22 protein-coding genes and 1 riboswitch are annotated in these 19,342 nt (G+C 41.0%); of the genes, 2 read left to right on the top strand and 20 right to left on the bottom strand.

The window, feature by feature from the left end; all coding sequences use genetic code 11:
* Positions 1 to 41: 41 nt before the first annotated feature.
* The 4 genes from DW059_RS10410 to DW059_RS10425 all read right to left on the bottom strand — a co-directional run bounded on the left by DW059_RS10410 (position 42) and on the right by DW059_RS10425 (position 2,783).
* The gene (locus DW059_RS10410; protein ID WP_158552108.1) at positions 42 to 695 is read right to left on the bottom strand and encodes a YesL family protein; all 654 of its coding nucleotides are present in this window, start codon (positions 693 to 695) and stop codon (positions 42 to 44) included.
* Between the two features lie 117 nt (positions 696 to 812).
* Positions 813 to 992, bottom strand: a complete 180-nt coding sequence (gene rpmF, locus DW059_RS10415; protein WP_022244083.1) for a 50S ribosomal protein L32 — start codon at positions 990 to 992, stop codon at positions 813 to 815.
* Positions 993 to 996: 4 nt separating this feature from the next.
* Positions 997 to 1,521 (bottom strand): YceD family protein, encoded by a 525-nt coding sequence (locus DW059_RS10420; protein WP_197420842.1) that lies wholly within the window; start codon positions 1,519 to 1,521, stop codon positions 997 to 999.
* A 71-nt stretch (positions 1,522 to 1,592) separates the two neighbouring features.
* Positions 1,593 to 2,783 carry an acetate kinase gene (locus DW059_RS10425; RefSeq protein WP_022244081.1) on the bottom strand — a complete coding sequence of 397 codons (1,191 nt, stop codon included), beginning with the start codon at positions 2,781 to 2,783 and terminating at the stop codon, positions 1,593 to 1,595.
* Positions 2,784 to 3,009: 226 nt separating this feature from the next.
* On the opposite strand from DW059_RS10425, the gene DW059_RS10430 reads away from it, so the two are divergent.
* The gene (locus DW059_RS10430; RefSeq protein WP_117698742.1) at positions 3,010 to 4,269 is read left to right on the top strand and encodes a nucleotidyltransferase; all 1,260 of its coding nucleotides are present in this window, start codon (positions 3,010 to 3,012) and stop codon (positions 4,267 to 4,269) included.
* A 545-nt stretch (positions 4,270 to 4,814) separates the two neighbouring features.
* Here DW059_RS10430 and DW059_RS10435 read toward each other — a convergent pair.
* The 12 genes from DW059_RS10435 to DW059_RS10485 all read right to left on the bottom strand — a co-directional run bounded on the left by DW059_RS10435 (position 4,815) and on the right by DW059_RS10485 (position 17,450).
* Entirely contained in the window at positions 4,815 to 5,993 is a 1,179-nt protein-coding gene (locus tag DW059_RS10435; protein ID WP_117698743.1) for a phosphoribosylaminoimidazolecarboxamide formyltransferase, read from the bottom strand.
* A 39-nt stretch (positions 5,994 to 6,032) separates the two neighbouring features.
* Complete coding sequence (locus tag DW059_RS10440; protein WP_022244078.1) at positions 6,033 to 6,746, bottom strand: IMP cyclohydrolase; 714 nt, start codon at positions 6,744 to 6,746, stop codon at positions 6,033 to 6,035.
* A 135-nt stretch (positions 6,747 to 6,881) separates the two neighbouring features.
* Positions 6,882 to 6,962, bottom strand: a riboswitch (ZMP/ZTP riboswitch).
* Between the two features lie 76 nt (positions 6,963 to 7,038).
* Positions 7,039 to 7,935, bottom strand: coding sequence for a glycosyltransferase family protein (locus DW059_RS10445; RefSeq protein WP_147326043.1), 897 nt, complete (start codon positions 7,933 to 7,935; stop codon positions 7,039 to 7,041).
* 134 nt (positions 7,936 to 8,069) lie between these two features.
* Positions 8,070 to 8,231, bottom strand: a complete 162-nt coding sequence (locus tag DW059_RS15925) for a hypothetical protein (protein ID WP_158552109.1) — start codon at positions 8,229 to 8,231, stop codon at positions 8,070 to 8,072.
* A 24-nt stretch (positions 8,232 to 8,255) separates the two neighbouring features.
* Entirely contained in the window at positions 8,256 to 9,620 is a 1,365-nt protein-coding gene (locus DW059_RS10450) for a PFL family protein (RefSeq protein ID WP_117698745.1), read from the bottom strand.
* Between the two features lie 104 nt (positions 9,621 to 9,724).
* Positions 9,725 to 10,009 carry an ACT domain-containing protein gene (locus DW059_RS10455; protein ID WP_022244074.1) on the bottom strand — a complete coding sequence of 95 codons (285 nt, stop codon included), beginning with the start codon at positions 10,007 to 10,009 and terminating at the stop codon, positions 9,725 to 9,727.
* A 35-nt stretch (positions 10,010 to 10,044) separates the two neighbouring features.
* On the bottom strand, positions 10,045 to 10,842 hold the full coding sequence (locus DW059_RS10460; protein ID WP_117698746.1) for an MBL fold metallo-hydrolase: 798 nt from the start codon (positions 10,840 to 10,842) through the stop codon (positions 10,045 to 10,047).
* Positions 10,843 to 10,862: 20 nt separating this feature from the next.
* On the bottom strand, positions 10,863 to 13,124 hold the full coding sequence (locus tag DW059_RS10465) for a cell division FtsA domain-containing protein (RefSeq protein WP_117698747.1): 2,262 nt from the start codon (positions 13,122 to 13,124) through the stop codon (positions 10,863 to 10,865).
* On the bottom strand, positions 13,117 to 13,731 hold the full coding sequence (gene coaE / locus DW059_RS10470) for a dephospho-CoA kinase (RefSeq protein WP_117698748.1): 615 nt from the start codon (positions 13,729 to 13,731) through the stop codon (positions 13,117 to 13,119). The genes DW059_RS10465 and coaE overlap by 8 nt, the downstream gene beginning before the upstream one ends.
* 15 nt (positions 13,732 to 13,746) lie before the next feature.
* Positions 13,747 to 16,383, bottom strand: coding sequence for a DNA polymerase I (gene polA, locus DW059_RS10475; protein WP_117698749.1), 2,637 nt, complete (start codon positions 16,381 to 16,383; stop codon positions 13,747 to 13,749).
* Between the two features lie 6 nt (positions 16,384 to 16,389).
* The gene (locus DW059_RS10480; RefSeq protein ID WP_117698750.1) at positions 16,390 to 16,857 is read right to left on the bottom strand and encodes an acyl-CoA thioesterase; all 468 of its coding nucleotides are present in this window, start codon (positions 16,855 to 16,857) and stop codon (positions 16,390 to 16,392) included.
* A gap of 89 nt (positions 16,858 to 16,946) precedes the next feature.
* Positions 16,947 to 17,450 carry a cysteine hydrolase family protein gene (locus DW059_RS10485; RefSeq protein ID WP_117698751.1) on the bottom strand — a complete coding sequence of 168 codons (504 nt, stop codon included), beginning with the start codon at positions 17,448 to 17,450 and terminating at the stop codon, positions 16,947 to 16,949.
* A gap of 115 nt (positions 17,451 to 17,565) precedes the next feature.
* Between DW059_RS10485 and DW059_RS10490 the strand changes: the two genes are divergently transcribed.
* Entirely contained in the window at positions 17,566 to 17,748 is a 183-nt protein-coding gene (locus tag DW059_RS10490; RefSeq protein ID WP_117698752.1) for a DUF6774 domain-containing protein, read from the top strand.
* 262 nt (positions 17,749 to 18,010) lie between these two features.
* Here DW059_RS10490 and DW059_RS16495 read toward each other — a convergent pair whose 3' ends face one another.
* Genes DW059_RS16495 through DW059_RS10510 form a run of 4 tightly spaced genes read right to left on the bottom strand, consistent with a single transcriptional unit; the run spans position 18,011 to position 19,271 of the window.
* Positions 18,011 to 18,148, bottom strand: coding sequence for a hypothetical protein (locus DW059_RS16495; protein ID WP_242986207.1), 138 nt, complete (start codon positions 18,146 to 18,148; stop codon positions 18,011 to 18,013).
* Between the two features lie 24 nt (positions 18,149 to 18,172).
* Positions 18,173 to 18,433, bottom strand: a complete 261-nt coding sequence (locus tag DW059_RS10500) for a DUF3303 domain-containing protein (RefSeq protein WP_117698753.1) — start codon at positions 18,431 to 18,433, stop codon at positions 18,173 to 18,175.
* A gap of 5 nt (positions 18,434 to 18,438) precedes the next feature.
* A complete protein-coding gene (locus tag DW059_RS10505; protein ID WP_147326044.1) occupies positions 18,439 to 18,633 on the bottom strand; it encodes a hypothetical protein in 195 nt (64 codons plus the stop codon).
* Positions 18,630 to 19,271, bottom strand: coding sequence for a nitroreductase family protein (locus tag DW059_RS10510; RefSeq protein WP_117698757.1), 642 nt, complete (start codon positions 19,269 to 19,271; stop codon positions 18,630 to 18,632). The genes DW059_RS10505 and DW059_RS10510 overlap by 4 nt, the downstream gene beginning before the upstream one ends.
* Between the last annotated feature and the right edge of the window lie 71 nt (positions 19,272 to 19,342).

The following is a 19,342-nucleotide window of genomic DNA, read 5'->3' on the forward strand; positions in this document are numbered from 1 at the left end:
ATTGAAATATACTATAACTTTCCATAGAAATCAACAGAAAACTAATTGAAATATTCCCGGTTCCGCTCCTCTTCTTTGGCAATATCCTCTTCTGACATATAACGCAAGAAAATCTTCTCCATAATTCCATTCTGAATTGCAATAAATGTTGCCGGTGCAAAGATTAAAAAAAATGGAATCAGATATACCAAAAATGCAATTACCAGTAAAATCACCAGCATAAGAATGGTCTTTGGCAGATGTGCAAATGACATCAGTGCCGCATTCTTTACAATTGCTTTATTGGTATTTTCAAAACGGGCAATGTTCGGATATACATATAACCAGATTGCAATCTCAAATACCAGCATAACAACAAAAATCACAAAAGCCTTGCCCCATGCTGCTCCGGCTTTCATAAACTGAAACATAATAAACCAGTCTGCTCCCATAATAAGACCAATTAATAGAAAAATCAGCCAGATTACGGTTGCCTGTTTAAAATTAGAACGGAAAGATGACCAGAACTCTTTCCAGATATATCCTCTGCCATGGCGGATTACTTTATTCACTGCATAATAAAGTGCAGTGCAGGATGCTCCAATGGTAAAAACCGGAATACATGCCATGAACCAGATTAAACTCAAGCAAAATATGTTAATCACTTTATCAAATGCGCTAAAGAACTTATTATTATAATTAAAAATATTGCTCATACCTTCTCCTTTTCTATGAATAGGCATCCACAAAACAGAATCTGTTTTGCAAATGCCTATCTTTTTCAGAAAGTAAAAAGGGAGTGTTTTTACAAACACTCCCGGGTCACTTCTTAATTAGTCCTGAGGAATAATTTCTTTCTTGTTGTATGAACCGCAGTTCTTACATACTCTGTGAGGCATCATCAAAGCGCCGCACTTACTGCATTTTACTAAACTTGGAGCAGTCATTTTCCAGTTTGCTCTTCTTTTATCTCTTCTTCCTTTGGAAGATTTGTTCTTTGGACAAATTGACATCTGGTTACACCTCCTTAAATTTATTGAAAATATCTTGAATTGCTGCCATTCTCGGGTCCAGCTCAGATTTCTCGCAGTCACAAGTCTTGACATTCAGATTCGTACCGCATTTCTTACAAATCCCCTTGCAATCCTCTCTGCACAGAACCTTCATTGGCCAGTTCACCAAGATTTCATCATAGACCATTTTATCAATATCAAGCTGAAATCCTTTCATGTAGTCTGCCTCATCCATCTCTTCTTCCGAAGCATCCGCATCTTCCAATGGGAACTTCTTATCGAATACAAGGTGGAAATCTGTTGGAACTTCTTCCAAGCAGCGGTCACATGGTATTGCTATCCTTACGTCCGTTTCTCCGTGAATCAGTAAATCCTTATTCTCTTCGTTAACGATACGCAGCTCGAATGGCTTTTTCTCTATGAATGGAAACACACCTAACTTCGAATCAAAGGATGTCAATTCAATTACAGCCTCTTTCGTAAGCTCTTTATTTTCACATGAACATACATCGGTTAAATCTAATATCACGTTTGTCTCCTTTTCACACCTAAACAATTATACATAGCACTATAGCTTTTGTCAACAATATTTTTCCTTTTTTAGCCTACCAAAGCTACGGTTTCTCTTGCAATTGCAAGTTCCTCGTTGGTCGGGATAATGCATACGGTTACTTTGGAATCCGGAGTAGAAATAATCTTATCCTCTCCACGAACCATATTTGCTTCCTTATCCATGGTAATTCCAAGATATCCGAAGTATGCAAGAATCTTCTCACGGATGAAGGATGTATTCTCACCAATTCCTGCGGTAAATGCAATGGCATCTACTCCGTTCATTGCAGCCACATAAGCACCGATATATTTTGCTACACGGTAAGCAAATACTTCACATGCTGCAATTGCTCTTGGATTTCCTTCATGATAAGCAGCCTCGAGGTCACGGAAATCACTGGATACACCGGAAAGTCCCTCTACACCGGATTTCTTATTTAATACATCCATAATTCCGTCGATGTCAAGGTTTTCTTTCTTTGCAATGAATTCCATGATTGCCGGGTCAATGTCACCGGAACGTGTTCCCATTACAAGTCCCTCTAATGGAGTAAGTCCCATAGAGGTATCTACACATTTACCATCTAATACAGCACTGATGGATGCGCCGTTTCCAAGGTGGGCAACAATCAGTCTGGAATTGTTATAATCAAGATTTAAGAACTCAGCCAGACGTTTGGATACGAAGCTGTGGCTTGTTCCGTGGAAACCGTAACGTCTTACCTTGTATTTTTCATAATATTCATATGGCAGACCATAAAGATAAGCCTTCTGCGGCATGGTCTGATGGAAAGCGGTATCAAACACACCTACCATTGGTACACCAGGCATAAGTTCCTGACATACACGAATACCAATTAAGTTTGCAGGGTTATGAAGTGGTGCAAGCTCATTACACTCTTCCACTTTTGCCAATACTTCTTCATTTAATACAACAGACTGGGCAAATTTCTCACCACCATGTACGACACGATGTCCTACTGCATCAATTTCAGAAAGACTCTTTACCGCACCTGTCTTTGGGTTTACCAGTGCATCCAATACCATCTGGATACCTTCTTTATGGGTCGGCATTGGTGCTTCTGTTATCTCTTTATCATGACCAGCAAGCTGGTATACTAATCTTCCATCAATTCCGATTCTTTCACAAAGTCCTTTAGCCAGTACAGCTTCTGTATCTGAATTAATAAGCTGATACTTCAAAGAAGAACTTCCACAGTTAATAACTAATACGTTCATCTGTTTTCTCCTCACTGCTATTTTTTTACGGTTCATTGTTACAAATCCGCATATGTATGTTTAGTATACGCCTATTTTAAATGGTGTTCAAGTACAGTGTCTGAAAAAATGCAAAGAAAAATATTTTTTCGAAATTCTTCTTATGAATACTTTCCATAAGTAATTTGCCAAAAATATGGGAATAATGCTATGATAGAACTATATTATTTGTAACTTTGGAGGACTTATGCACATCATAGGAATCATTGCAGAATACAATCCGTTTCATAACGGTCATGCTTACCAAATAGAAAAAATCCGTTCCCTGACCCAGGCTGACTTCGTTATCGCAGCCATGAGTGGAAATTTCGTCCAGCGGGGAGAACCGGCTCTTATTGACAAATATGCACGAACAGAAATGGCTTTAAGCTGCGGTGCTGACCTGGTAATTGAGCTGCCAGCCCTCTGGGCAACTGCTTCTGCCGAACTTTTTGCTTCTGCAGGTGTTGCACTTATGCGTAAATGTGGCTGCGTAGACACCCTCTGCTTTGGTGCAGAAACAGACAACCTTTCTTTATTAAAAGAAGTTGCTTCCCTGCTCGTATCCGAACCAGAGGACTACAAAGAATTTCTCTCTTCCTGTCTCAAAAAAGGAATGTCCTATCCTGCCGCAAGAAGTCAGGCGGTATGCAGCTATTTAAAAGAAGCCAACCAGCAAATCCCGGCCGATGAACTTGCCTGCCTTTTAAATGAGCCAAATAATATTCTTGCTATTGAATATTTAAAAGCGATTCAGGCTCAGAACGCCGCCATCACCCCTTATCTGATTCAGCGGACCGGAGACGGCTATCACGAAGCGGCACTTAACAGCAGTCTTTCCTCTGCCACTGCCATAAGAAAAGAACTTCTTTCAAACGGCTGGAATGACATCACTACATTAAATCCATATCTGCCGGAAGCTGCTTATTCTATTTTAAAAGAATATCTTAATCTTTATCTGCCGGTTTCTGCCAATGATTTTTCTGCTCCGCTCTCTTACCTTCTGTTACAGCAGAGTGAAGCACAACTGGCTTTCTGTGGTGATTCCAATGAAGCAATTGCCCACCGGATAAAAAATTTGCAAAAACAGTTTCATTCCTTTGAGCAGTTCTGCCAGTTACTGAAAACAAAGGATATGACTTATACCAGAATCAGCCGGATTTTCACGCACCTTCTGCTTCAGATTACATCTGAAGATTATCGTTTGGGAAAATCCTTAGATTACATTCCTTATCTTCGTATCTTAGGATTCCGCAAAGACGCCTCCCGGCTCCTCACGATTTTAAGCAATTATGCGGATGTTCCGATGATTTCTAAGAGTGCCAACGCAGCCTCTATGCTATCTTCTGATGCTGCACGCCTTTTTGATCTGGATGTCTTTGCCGGAGAATTATATGAAAACATCTTGTCCGGGAAAACCGGGCAGGATGCCAGAAGCGAATTTGTACGCAATATTGTAAGGGTGTGAATTTGCCGTGCCGTCTGATTCCACCATTTGGTTGGTGGAAAAATCAAAAGAGCGTTTGATAAGAACTAAGATTTTGATTGTAAAAGGACATCTTAGTTCTTTTGCAGTAAAATTTCAGCAGTTCTTAGCAGTTTGTTTTTCTTGAATGTAAACTGTCTTTCCGTTGCTTTGACTGGATGTCTGCACTGTCCGTCGGGTACGGATGCTCTATAAAGCCTGCAAGGGGCACTGGGAATTTCGGATAATACATCACATTATCTGGCAACCGGCGCAAATTCACATCCATGTTCAAATGCGCCTCGCTGGCACATCCCTGTGCCAGCGTTGCCTGTTGCCAGACGAAATTCCAAGTGCCCCTAACAGCCTTTATTATGCATCCGTACTTCGACGAACCGTACAGACATCTTGTCAAACATTGGAAAGACTGTTTTTATCTCAAAAAGAAAAACAAACTGCTTAGTAACTGCGGAATTTTATAGCAGGAACTAAATGTCCTTTCACAAAACAAAATCTTATCTTTCAAATCCTATCTGATTTTCCAGCTCTTAGTGGTGGAACAGACGGATTCCGGTAAAGCTCATCACCATACCATATTTGTTACAGGTTTCGATTACATGGTCATCACGGATAGATCCGCCCGGCTGTGCTACATACTGCACGCCACTTCTGTGGGCGCGCTCGATGTTATCTCCAAATGGGAAGAACGCATCAGAGCCAAGAGATACTCCGGTATTCTTATCTAACCATGCACGTTTTTCTTCTGCCGTAAATACAGCAGGTCTGGTCTTAAATATCTTCTCCCATTCGCCATCTGCAAGTACGTCCATATAATCCTCGCCAATGTAAAGGTCGATTGCATTATCACGGTCAGCTCTGCGGATTTTATCTAAAAATGGCAGATTCAGTACCTGTGGAGACTGGCGTAACCACCAGTTATCTGCTTTGGAGCCTGCTAATCTGGTACAGTGGATACGGGACTGCTGTCCGGCACCAATACCGATTGCCTGTCCGTCTTTTACATAACATACGGAGTTAGACTGTGTATATTTTAAAGTAATCATGGAAATTGCCAGATCTCTCTTTGCTGATTCCGGCAGCTCTTTGTTTTCGGTTACAATATTGTCAAAGAAATGCTCGTCAATATTTAACTCATTTCTTCCCTGCTCAAAGGTAACGCCAAATACCTGTTTCCGCTCGATTGGGTCTGGAATATAGTCAGGATCAATTTCAATGACATTGTAATTGCCATTTTTCTTTGCTTTTAAAATTTCTAATGCGTCATCATCATAGCCCGGTGCAATGACTCCATCAGATACTTCTCTTTTAATTAAAAGTGCGGTTGCTTTATCACAGACATCAGAAAGAGAAATGAAATCTCCGAAAGAGGACATACGGTCAGCGCCTCTTGCTCTTGCATATGCATTGGCAATCGGTGTAAATTCTACATCCATGTCATCTACCCAGTAAATCTTACGCTCTACTTCAGAAAGTGGAAGTCCCACTGCTGCACCTGCCGGAGAAACATGTTTAAAAGAAGTGGCTGCCGGAAGTCCGGTTGCTTTCTTTAATTCTTTTACTAACTGCCAGCCATTGAATGCGTCTAAGAAGTTAATATAACCTGGTTTACCATTTAATACTTTGATTGGCAATTTGCCATTTTCCATGTAAATTCTGGATGGTTTCTGATTTGGGTTACAACCATATTTTAATTCTAATTCTTTCATTTTATTTTCCTCTCTCGCACGAATCTTATTCACAAAATCCTATTTGTTCTTGTTTACAATGCGGCTTTCATATTTTCCGGTTTCAATATCAATATATCTTACAAATAAGGATACCTTATTGTCTGCATTCAGGTTATTCCATACCAGCTCGGTAAATGCATCAATGTCATCTCCGATATCAACCAGTACCGGCTCGCCTTCAAAGCTTGGTAATGGATTGCCATCATTCATATAAGTATGAATGAAATGTCCTTCTCCTGCTACCGGATTCTCATAAGCAAATGTATAACGGTTGCAGGCATCCGGATTACCATTGTTGCTCTTTAAAATAGACATTGCATAATTGTATTTTCCATCTTCCACATGCATGATTCCGGAAATACGCGGTGTATAGTTAGGTGCGTCCGGCTCAAATTCTCTGGTTCTTAATGCCTGTTCGAAGGTCTGCTGTTTATCCATCAGTTCATAAATGGTATCTGTCTGGTCTCCATTGGTTACAATGGTCTTATTGCCCAGTACACGAACCGGTGCATAAATAATAAGACTTGGGTCACTTAATTTTGCAGGGTCAAATGCCTGGGTACGGATTCCTTCTCCATCCTCAACAAATACACGGTTACGGCTGTTCTCGCTTCTTCCCATGATAAAATAAGCAGTTACCGCATACTTTCCATTCTTCGACTTTCCAATTACAATTCCTCTTCCCGGATAAGTAGTGCTTCCAAGTTCTTCTGCTAATGAAGTCATCTTCATTTTTGTTCCTCCTTCTTACGCTCCATGTAATTTTTAAAGTTGCTGCAGCTTTCCGTCAAAGTCTCTTTCCCTTTCGAATTTTTCCTGTGACTTTTCCTGTTTGCATGCATAAAAAATACCGACACGTATCCCGAGCTTAACTGCCCAGACGGTCGGCTTCCTCAGGTCATACTTCATGTGGTTATTCCCACGGTTCCGTCAGTCATATGACCTGAATTTAGTAAAACATATTCCAAAACACTTGTCAAGGAATTCTTCCTCTAAGGACTCCCCTTCATAAGATTTTCTATTTCTATAAGAACTCTCTCAGACGTTCTGCACGGTTCGCCCAGGTATCTTCCTTAAGTGCCCGTTCATAAGAATATTCTATGATTTCTTTCATTTTCTTCGGATGTCCCAGCATGGATAATACCTGTTCCGGCAATGTATCCAGATGCTCTAACTCATAAAATGCCAGATCTTTTCCATCGCAGAAACGCTCCTTTAAATAAATGCTGCCATCTGTCAGGGATACTGCTTTATTTAACATGGCTGTAAAAATTCTGTCATGGGCTCCATCCTTAAACCACGGCATGGTATTCAATGCAAGCTTTGTATTCCGGATGATTTTTACGCATTCGGCAGAATCAATCTGTCTTCCGTTTAAAATAAGATTCTCCGGATGCTTTACCTTAAGATTCTCCCATCCTTTGCCAAAAACATGTACCCGTACTCCATTGTCTACCAATGTCCGCACCGTTTCTCCACGGAAATAAGTCCGGTTATACATATCCAAAAAAAGCATTCCTGCAAAGCATGCCATCAGCTCCCGCTCCGTTACTTCCGGAATCTCCCGGCGGACAAAATGCTCCATGGCAGAATCTAACGGCTCTGACGGATGCAGGCGGAGATAATTTAATATCTCATGATAGAAATCAATATATTCCTTCGTCTGGCTGGTAAAATGCTCTTCAATTGCCGGAAGATGCACATAGTTTGCGATAAAACCCACTTCATATTCCCGGTTCTCATATGGAATAAAATCTGTTGGGACTCGCTCTTCCCCATCCATCAGAAAATTCCCTGCCAATGGTAAAAAATGACAGGGAATCCCTTTATAAAACCGTTTCATATAAGAAATATGCTGACGGTCGATACAGAACACAGTCAGATTCGGAATTGTCTCATCAAGCTGCTTATGATAATACAACGGATGGTCCACAAGAATACAGTAGACCGGAATATTTCTGCTGGCAAAGACAGACTGAGACTCTGTCTCCAGCAGGAACTCCTCTCCGCTTAATCCGATAAAGTTAAAGGTAATGACTGCGGTCTCGCCACTTTTTAAAAGCGGCTTAATCGTTTCGTGTCAGCATATTCTGCCTGAATGTCGAAGAAGAAAATCTGATATCCCATCTTGCGAAATGACGCTGCCATCTCATGCGAAAAATAAGTTAATGTTTCTACGCCTCGTTCAAAAAACACAAGTTTACGGATATCACTCATTTTCTTTCTCCATTTCAAAAAATCCTAGTTCTTAAAGCTGTGAATTGGTGCAGGAATTCTTCCCCCACGGTTGATAAATGCATCACAGGAATACTGGTTTACCGGCATAATCGGTGCATAGCCGAATAATCCACCAAATTCTACAGTATCGCCTACTCCCTTTCCGATTACCGGAATCAGACGGGCTGCTGTAGTCTTCTGGTTAATCATTCCAAGTGCCATTTCATCTGCAATAATACCGGAAATGGTAGTTGCCTTGGTATCACCCGGAATTGCAATCATATCAAGACCTACGGAACATACACAGGTCATTGCTTCTAATTTTTCCAGTGTAATGGCATTTGCCTGTACTGCATTAATCATTCCCTGGTCTTCACTGACCGGAATAAATGCACCACTTAAACCACCAACATAAGAAGATGCCATTACGCCGCCCTTCTTAACCTGGTCATTTAAAAGAGCAAGGGCTGCTGTCGTTCCCGGTGCACCTGCATATTCAAGACCAATTTCACAAAGAATATCTGCTACACTGTCTCCGATTGCAGGAGTTGGTGCCAGAGATAAATCTACAATACCAAATGGAATATTTAAAATTCTCGACGCTTCCTGTGCTACAAGCTGACCTACACGGGTTACTTTAAATGCAGTCTTCTTAATAGTCTCACATAATACTTCAAAGTTCTCTCCACGGACTTTTTCCAGTGCAGTCTTTACAACACCCGGTCCGCTGACACCAACATTGATTACCGCATCTGCCTCTGTTACACCATGGAATGCGCCTGCCATAAACGGGTTGTCATCCGGTGCATTACAGAATACAACCAGTTTCATACAGTCTACAGAATCTCTGTCCTTAGACTGCTCTGCCACCTCTAAGAGAATCTCTCCCATTAATTTTACAGCATCCATGTTAATTCCGGTTTTTGTGGATGCAAGATTTACAGAACTGCAGACTCTTTCGGTACGGCAAAGTGCCATTGGAATAGAACGGATTAAAAGCTCATCTGCCTTTGTCATTCCCTTGGATACCAGTGCAGAATATCCACCAATTAGGTTTACTCCTACTGCTTTGGCTGCTGCATCCATAGTATCTGCGATGGTTGCAAAATCTTCCGGTGTCTTGCAGGCTGCCCCGCCAACCAGTGCAATTGGTGTAACGGAAATTCTTTTATTTACGATTGGAATTCCAAATTCCTGCTCAATCTGATTTCCTGCTGATACCAGATCCTTTGCCACTGTAGTAATTTTCTTATAAATGTTATCGTTTAACTTCTTTAAATCAGAATCAATACAATCCAAAAGACTGATTCCAATGGTAATGGTACGGACATCTAAGTTCTCATGCTCCACCATTTTATTGGTTTCGCTTACTTCCATTATATTAATCATTTTTTGTCTCCTATATTCTGCCTTTCTACGCAGCTCATTTCCTGTATTTTCATTGATACGCCTTAGTGACCTGCCAACAGCAGTTCCCTTTTATGTAAGTCGTATTAAATTCTGTGCATCATATCAAAGATTTCTTCTCTCTGACATTTGATGGTAACACCGATTTCCTCACCTAATTTTTCCAGTGCTGCAGAACACTCAGCAAATGGTGTTTTGGATGTATTTAAATCAACAATCATCATCATATTGAAGAATCCGTCAATGATAGTCTGTGAAATATCCAGTACATTGATATGCTGTTCTGATAAATAAGTACAAACTTTTGCGATAATTCCTACAGTATCTTTTCCTACTACAGTAATAATTGTCTTGCTCTGTGTCTTTTCCATTTTGTTCTCCTCTTATTTTTGCTTTCTTAATATTCTTAAATCCGGATAAGCTCAGACACTTCGTCCCGCTTTGCTACCTGGATTGGAAAATCATTTCCGTGGTACGGGTTCTCACCCTGTTCTACTTCCTGGCGCACTGTCTCATATGCCAGTTCTGCCAGATTATTTTCCTTGCTCAGATGCCCCAATACTACTTTTTTAAACTTATCATGCAGAAGCTGCCCTAAAAATTGTCCACTGCTCTCATTGGAAAGATGTCCTCTGTCCCCTAATATCCGCTGTTTCAGAGGATAAGGATAACTGCCCACCTGAAGCATACGCACATCATGATTTGCTTCTAACAATAATACATCTAAATCCTGCAGCTTGTCTATAAGATAATTGTCATATTTCCCCAAATCGGTAATGACCGCCATCTTTTTATCTGACTGTTTCATGATGTATGCCACCGGATTTGCGGCATCATGGGAAATGGATACCGGCTCCACCGTAATATCTCCAATCTGAAATTCCACTCCTGCTTCGATAGGATGAAACAATGTCTCATCTACTTTTCCCACACTGGAAATCCCTTTGACTGCCTCAATGGTCTCTGCCGTGGCATAGATTGGAATTCCATATTTTCTTGCTACCACGCCAAGACCGGAAATGTGATCTGAATGTTCGTGGGTCACAAGCAGTGCCTGCATTTCCGCGGTTTTCAAACCGATACTGTTTAATCCTGCTTCAATGCGCTTTCCACTGATTCCGGCATCAATCATCAGATGGCTGCTTTCTGTTCCTGCGTAGATACAGTTTCCACTGCTTCCACTTGCAATACTGCATAATTCCATTTTCTTATGTCTCTTTCTATTTAGTAATTCTCTTTCCAGTACACTTCAATTTTATCGCCATCCTGCAATACCTGTGTATACTGGGCATCCATGCCATTAATTAAAGTTACAATTGCTCTTCCATGGGATGCTGACAAATCAAAATCAATATAATCAAAAATATCCACGAATACATATTCTTCTTTGCCACTTAAAGTAATTTCCTGATTGTTTGCAATAATATGTAATTCTTTGCTTTCCGGCTCTGTCGGTTTCTGCACCGGTGCATCGGCTGCTGCTTCTGCTGCAGAATCTGTATTCGTTTCAACTGCCGGCTCTGCACCTGCCGTTTGAATGCCATCTGCAACATTTTCATCCGCAGCATTTTCGCCTGTCACAGATTCAGCTGCCACAGAAGCTTCTGTCTCATGAACTTCAGCTGCACTGTCTGTGCTTCCTTCTGTTGAAGCTTCTTCTTCCGGTCCGGCATCAAATCTGTGGTCTGCCTGTCCATAGGAAATATGGCGTTCACCGCTTTCATAGGCAGAAGCACTCCATTCGATTTCAAAGTTCTCATAGCAAAGGGAACCCATATCTGCCGGTTTTCCATTTAAGATAATTCCGGCTTCTTCATCAATCCGCACATCCATAAACTCTGCCAGCTGTCCAATGGTATAGAAGTTTCTGGTTTCGATTTCGTCCCCTTCCTGAATAACATAATTAGAAGGTTCAAGGCTTCCATTGACCTGAACAAATTTCGGACAGGTAATATTGATGCCATTGACCTGGAAGGTAATGGTGGAGGATGTATATTCATCTAACTGTTCAATCGTAGATACGGCTTCTTTTCCAATGGTAGATGCTTCTATGGTAATCTCGGAATTCGGAACCAGTGGTGTATTGATGCTGACTACTCTTCCGTCCACTTTAACAATGGCAGATTCTCCCGGTTCTCCACGGACGATTCTCGGCTTGCCATTTACGGTAAACTCCACTGCCTTGCCCCGTCTTGGGAATAGTGCTTCATTCGGGAAGCCCGCCTGCAATGCAGCGTCCACAATGGTAAGATGGCTGTTATCATAAAGCTTTAAGCGTTCTCCGTTAAACCGGACCATAATGAAATTATTCTTCTGGTCATAATAATTAAGACAGATTCCAATCGGCGTTACCAGTAATGGGTCTTTCTTAATCTCTTCTTGTGCAAAATGAACCTCTTTTAAAACTTCTTCTCCACGTAAAGCTACACGCTCTCTTGGAATTTCAAGCTTGTCTGCAAGCATTTCCGTAAATCCGTGGATTTTGCCGCCGCCGCCAACTACGAAGGCTGCACTGACCGATTTATCACCATTTAACTCTTTGATTTTCTCTGCTACCTCAGTAGTAATCTTATCTACCGTATCATGGGTTAAATCCCAGATTTCTTCGGATGGAATCGTATGGGTAATGCTCATGATATCGGTAAATTCCACTTCATCCGCCATACCGGATGTCAGCTTCATATGTTCTGCCATATTAAAATCCACCAGATAATGCTGTACAATTAATTCGGTCAGCTCATCTCCGGCATAAGGAATCATGCCATATGCAATAATGCTTCCGTCTCTGGTGACACAGATGTCGGATGTTCCGGCTCCCACATCAACCAGTGCAATATTTAACATTCGAAAGGCCTCCGGAATTGCTACGTTGATTGCAGCAATAGGCTCCAAGGTCAGATTGGCAACATTTAATCCAGCCTGCCCTACTGCGGAATACAGACCATCTACAACGTCCTCCGGCAGGAAGGTTACAATAACATCCTCCGAAATTTTCTCTGCCTTATGTCCTTCTATATTGGAAAAGACTTCATCATTGATATAATATTTTACAACAGAATATCCCACACAGTAAAATTTGTAACGGGTATCATTCTTCTCTTTTAAAATCTGCTGGGCATGGTCTACTCCCAGTAAATCCAGAGTATGTATATGTTCTGCAGTTACTACGGTCTCTTCTGCGAATTCATATTCCACGCTGGTGGTCACGGTTTTCAGTACACGGCCAGCGGCAGCAATGCAGACATCGGTAAGCTTTGCCTCTAACTGCCCTTCTAATTCTGCCTTTACTTCTGCAATTGTTCTGCCTACTCTTCCGATGTCATGAATCTGACCATCCAGCATAGCTCTGGTTTCATGCTCTTTCATATACTGGGCTGCCACATAGAAGTCTTTGCCTTCCCGATATCCAACTGTTCCAACTACGTTTCTTGTCCCGATATCCAAGCCAAATACAAATTGATTTGCATTCTGTTCTGCATTATCCATTGGTATTTTCTCCCTCATTCTCTATTATCGTTCTTACCTGTGCAATGGTTTCTTCCGTCGTACCATTATTATCAATTACCACTTTGCAATGTCTGCGGTATTCGTTCTCGCAAAGCTGGCTTTCAAACATTTCACTGATTTTTTCATCACTGTAGCCTCTCGACTGCTTCAGCCTTGCTCTGCGATTCTCCTCTGAAGTATAAATATACCATAATTCATCACAAATTTCATCATAATGTTCTTCGATTAATAATGCCGCTTCCAATACCAGATAACGAAGCCTGCCTTCTTCCTTTTCCTGCTCTAATACATGAAGCACATATTCCTTTACTGCCGGATGCAAAATCTCATTCATTCCATTCCGCCTGGCTTCATCCTTGAAAATAATGGCTGCCGCCTTCGGACGGTTCATCTTCCACTTTTCATCAAAAACATCTGTTCCAGCAAACAGTTCCTGCAATTTTTCGTTACAGGACTGTCCCGGCTCAGAAAGTTCTCTTGCTATATCATCCGCCAGCATTACTTTCGTATCTTCTCTGCCGGCAAGGTATTTTAATATTTCTGTTTTTCCGGCTCCTACACCTCCGGTAATTCCGATAAATTTCATAATTTCTGCCTTATCCTATTTTGCTTCGTACCAGTTATTTCCGGCATGCATATCCACCTCTAAGGTTACCGCAAGGTCTGCTGCATGAAGCATTTCTTCTTTCAAAATCTTCTCTACCTGCTGCTGTTCTTCTTTACAGGTCTCAACCAAAAGTTCGTCATGTACCTGTAAAATCAGTTTTGATTTCAAGCCTTCCTCTTTCAGGCGGTCATGCACATGAATCATGGCTATTTTAATAATATCTGCTGCAGAACCCTGAATCGGTGCATTCATTGCCACACGTTCTCCAAAGGAACGCTGCATGAAATTACTGGAGGATAACTCCGGCACCGGTCTTCTTCTGCCAAACATTGTTGTGACATAGCCTTTTGTCCTGCCATCCTCTACCAGTCCGTCTAAGAATGACTTGATTCCCGGATAGGTTTCAAAATAGCTCTTAATATACTGTTCTGCTTCTTTTCTTGTAATACTTAAATCCTGACTTAATCCGAAGGAACTGATTCCATAGACAATACCAAAGTTAACCGCCTTTGCATTTCTTCGCTGCAGCGGTGTTACTTCTTCGAAAGGTACATGAAATACCTTGGATGCAGTAATCGCATGAATATCTTCTGCATGCTTATATGCATCAATCAGATTTTTATCTCCTGACATATGTGCCAGCAGACGAAGCTCTATCTGGGAATAATCTGCATCTAAGAATACATAGCCTTCTCTTGGCAAAAATACTTTACGAATCAGCCGTCCCAATTCCATCCGGATTGGAATGTTCTGTAAATTCGGGTCTGTACTGCTTAACCGTCCGGTGGCTGTTATGGTCTGCTGGAATGTACTGTGAATCCTTCCATCCTCTGCAATAAATGCAGCCAGTCCGTCGGCATATGTGGATTTTAATTTGGTCAACTGACGGTACTCTAATATTTTTGATACAATTGGATAATCCGGTGCCAGCTTTTCCAGTACATCTGCCGCAGTGGAATATCCGGTCTTGGTCTTCTTGCCGTTTGGCATCTGCAGTTTTTCAAAAAGAATCACGCCAAGCTGTTTTGGTGAATTGATATTAAAGGTTTCACCGGCTTTTTCATAGATTTCTTTTTCAATTTTGTCTATGGATACTGCAAGATTCTCTCCATATTCTTTTAAGGCATCTGCATCAATAGCAATGCCTTCCTTTTCCATATCAGATAAGGTATATACCAGCGGCATTTCTATTTTATCAAAGAGTTCTTTCATGCCCTCTTCTTCTAACTGCTTTGCCAGCGGCTCTTTTGCCATTAAATTAATGTATGCCTGATAACATGCCATTTTCAAGAATTCTTCCGGCTTTTCTTCCGATGCTGTGACAAAATCTTTCTTTCCAAGATAATCTTCTCTGGATGGCACCATCAAATCAAGATAGTCTTTTGCAATATCTTCATAAGCATAGTCATTTTTCAATGGATTTAATAAATAAGCAGCTATTTTCACATCAAAAATATGACTTTTTTCATCGGCTTCTATCCATTTAAGCTGTGGTTTTAAATCAAAGGTGCAAAGCTCTACGCCTGCTGCAAGAAGCTGTCTGCTCTGTTCGAATAGATACTGCTTTGTCACAAATCCCGCAACCGGAATATATGCCACATCTTCTTTTGTGCATGCAACTGCAAGTCCAAGCACAACATCCTTTTCATAAATCAACTGGAAGCCTGCTGCCTGCTGCTTCTTTGCCTTTTCAAAAAAATCTTCTACCCCAGCAAAATCCTCGATTCGTTTAAAGTTTTCCTCTCCGGTATTTACCGGTGTGTCCACTTCAAACCGTTTCAAAAGATTCTTAAATTCCAGACGCTTACACATCATATAAGCTTCCGGTGTATATAAATTGCCAATTCTTGCTTCCCTGATATCATATGGGATGTCTGCATCTATCTTAATGGTCGCCAGTGTCTTACTCAACTGTGCCATATCATAATGCTCTTTTAACATCTCTTTCGCACGGTTTGGCTTAATCTCTTCTACATGGGCATATGCATTTTCAATGCTGCCATACGCCACAATCAGGTTCGTGGCTGTCTTTTCGCCGATTCCCGGTACACCCGGAATATTATCTGCGGTATCGCCCATCAGCGCCTTTACATCAATAAACTGCAATGGTGTAACCTGATATTTTTCCAATACCTCTTTGGTATTATAATCTTCGATTTCCGTTCCGGTCCGCCTGGTCTTTGGAATCCGGATCTTAATGTGGTCACTGGCAAGCTGCAATAAGTCCCGGTCTCCGGACACTACAGACACTTCATAGCCTGCTGCTTCACTGCGCTTTGCTATGGTTCCCAATAGGTCGTCTGCTTCCAAGCCTTCTTTTTCAATTACCGTAACTCCCATGGCACGCAGCATTTCTTTCATCAGCGGTACCTGCTGCCGCAATTCTTCTGCCATCGGTTTTCTCGTTCCCTTGTATGCATCAAACATCTTATGACGGAATGTTGGTGCATGCACATCAAAAGCAACCGTAAGATACTCCGGCTGCTCTTCCTCTAATATTTTAAATAAAATGTTTAAGAAACCATATACTGCATTGGTATGAAGTCCCTCTGCATTGGTCAAATCCGGTAATCCAAAAAATGCCCGGTTTAATATACTGTGTCCATCGATCAGAACTAATTTTTCGCTCATCTTATCCTAACTTTCCTCATCCATCATCTGGAAGAATTTTGTATCTATTTCAGGGTATGACCGTTTCAAGGAAATCGGCTTACCATTACGATCTAAGAAGCAGTGCTCACTGGCTGCAATGGTACGAAGCTCTCCGGTCGCTTTATCTGTCATACGATAGCGGACACTGAGTTTGATTCCATTATAACCTGCAATGGCTGTTTCAATGACAACGGTATCCCCAAATCGCACCATGCTCTTATATTCACACTGTACCGACAGCACCGGACTGATAATTTCCTGGTCTTCCATCTGTTTATAGCTGAAGCCCATCTGATCCATCAAGTCCATGCGTGCCTCTTCCATCCAACGGATATAATTGGAGTGATGCACAATCCCCATCTGGTCTGTCTCATAATATTTTACATTATGCTCATACGGTTTTACCTTAATTGGTGTTACTCCATGATAAATATCAACTCTTGTATCCTTCATATCTGTCACCTTCCTTACGAAACGATTATACTCAAAAAACGAACGACGTTCAAGCGTCGAAGGGATTCTTTTGGAATTATTACGCCTTTCTACTCTCCAATTACCTGAATCTGACACATTTTCATAGTAGTAAGCGCCGCCTTATGGGATTCCGGCGTCACTCCGGCACAACATGTGGCATCTACTGTAATCTCTACATCCGGAAATTCCGCTTTCAAAATCAAGGCATTGGATACCACACAGATATCCGTACAAAGTCCGCATAATTCTATTTCTTCAAAGTTTCTCTCCGACCAGTGTGTCCATCCAAAGGTCGGTTTATTAATACAGCTGCATCCCGGCACCTCCAAGCCTTCTGCAATCTCCCAGCCCTTTGTTCCTTCAATGCAATGCTCCACCGGAAGCTTCTTTCCCTCCGGTGTACTAAGATAATCTGACTGATGGGTATCCCTGGTAAAAATGATCTCGTCCCCACGCTCCTGATACTCTTTGATTTTCTCTTTTACCTTTGGTACAATTTCTTGTGCCTCTCTGGTTCCAAGTGAACCATCGATAAAGTCATTCTGCATATCTACTACAATCAGTGTTTTCATATTTGATTCCTTTCATTCCCTTTTACCAATTATCTATCGGAAGTTATTTCTTTTATTATACACATTTTCTCTGACAGTTGCATACCATATCATAAATATCTTATGGTCAACCGCTATGTCAAACTGTACAAATCTTTTTTACCTCTCCACAATTTCCTGCCAGTTGTCCGAATGCCTGTCGACCGATGAACTTACGCTCCTTGCTGCAGACCTGGTGGTATTAAGTGATATGCTTGCAAATCTTGCCACCCGGAAATCAATCTGTGAGCCTGCTGCTTCTGCGGAAGATGTACCATAACTTACCTACCGGACTTGCCACCGGCAGCCTCTTTCGGATGCCCGACAGCAAAAATGCAGAGAAGTATCTCTATAAACTACTTCTCTGCATTCTTTTATAATGTCTTGGTAAAGCAAATAATTCTGTTTGCTTCTGTAAAATTCATTGCTTTATGAAATAGAACACTATCTATAGTATCCAACCGGACTGGTTTTTGTTCCTTCTACATAATCATACCGCAACTGGCATTGTGCAAAGCCAATTGGAATATCATTTTCATATTTCAAAAAAATTGAGTGTTTCTTTTTTCCATAATTTCTGAGAATTCAGTAATCAGTTCACTGACCGAATGGCTGTCCCACATTTGTACTGCTAAATTTGCCAGTATTTCTAAATCCTGTTTTTCTGCTTTTCGTACCATATTGTTCCTCCAAACCTGAATTGTCTACTTCTTCATTTTTTCGCTCATTTCATGGCTACTTATTACCGGTATAAATGTAAAATCAGTAACATCATTCCAATTCGAAGCCCACTCCTGCAACACTTCCAAACTTTCAGCTTCATTGATTTGATAACAGGTATTACCGTCTTCTGCAACCCGACTGTTGACATAGGTTTCACCTGTTGGCATCATCCGCCCTTTTTCATGAAATCTCCTGTAAACAGCTTCTTTGTCTTTATATTTTTCAATTACCATATATAGCATAGTTCCTACCTCCAAATCAGACTTTCTACTTTACTCAACTCCTCTGTAATCTCATTTACACGCACCTCGTTACAATCCCCCATTTTCATCATTTCCAAAATCATATGCTGTCTATTTTCATCTCCCAGTGCAAGCAGAATTTTCTGGCATTGTTCAAAATCTGCCGCCAGCTTATCTATATCTTTCTTTGTATGCATCATTTTACCTCATGTCCAGTTACTGCTTCAAAGTGATATTTGACAATTCCAAGATCTATCTTAGAATAAAATCCTCCAAGATTTTTTGCTGTAACTTTTCCATTTTTCAGTTCCAACTGAAACTTCTGCTGGTTTACAGCAGTAGGTGCAAGACTTACTGCTTCCATACCTCTGTCAAACCATTCTGTACTCTGGTCTGCCTTTCCAAGTTCCACTATACTCTTACTTTTATGTGGAACTCCCTGTGTTTTTCCATATCCCAGTGAAATAATGATTAACAGTTTCTGTCCTCTTTCTATTTCTGCTTTTGATTTACCATGCGTCATTGCTACCCAGCAGGTATTAAGACCAAGTTCCTGACATTTCAAAACAATCTTCTCACCATAATATCCCGCCTTTTCCTGATCATTCTTATTTCCAACAATGGCAATATAATTCTTCACATTTTCAAACTTCCCATAATGAGCCATAAAGGAATTAAAGCACTTCGGTTCGTCATAAAAAGCCTGAATTGATAATTTACTCTCAGCATTGACGTCATTTATCAAAGAGTTGATTTCTTCTCTTTTCGATGGTTCGATAGTCTGATTTTTATACTGTCTTACGCTGTGTCTTTCTTTCATAATTTCTAATATATCCATTACAATATCCTCGCTTTCGTTCATCTAATTAAATCAAGTATATCATATCTTCCCATAAAAAATTCAATGGT

The sequence above is a fragment of the Roseburia sp. AF42-8 genome, assembly GCF_003435965.1.
Classification (GTDB): domain Bacteria; phylum Bacillota; class Clostridia; order Lachnospirales; family Lachnospiraceae; genus Roseburia_C; species Roseburia_C amylophila.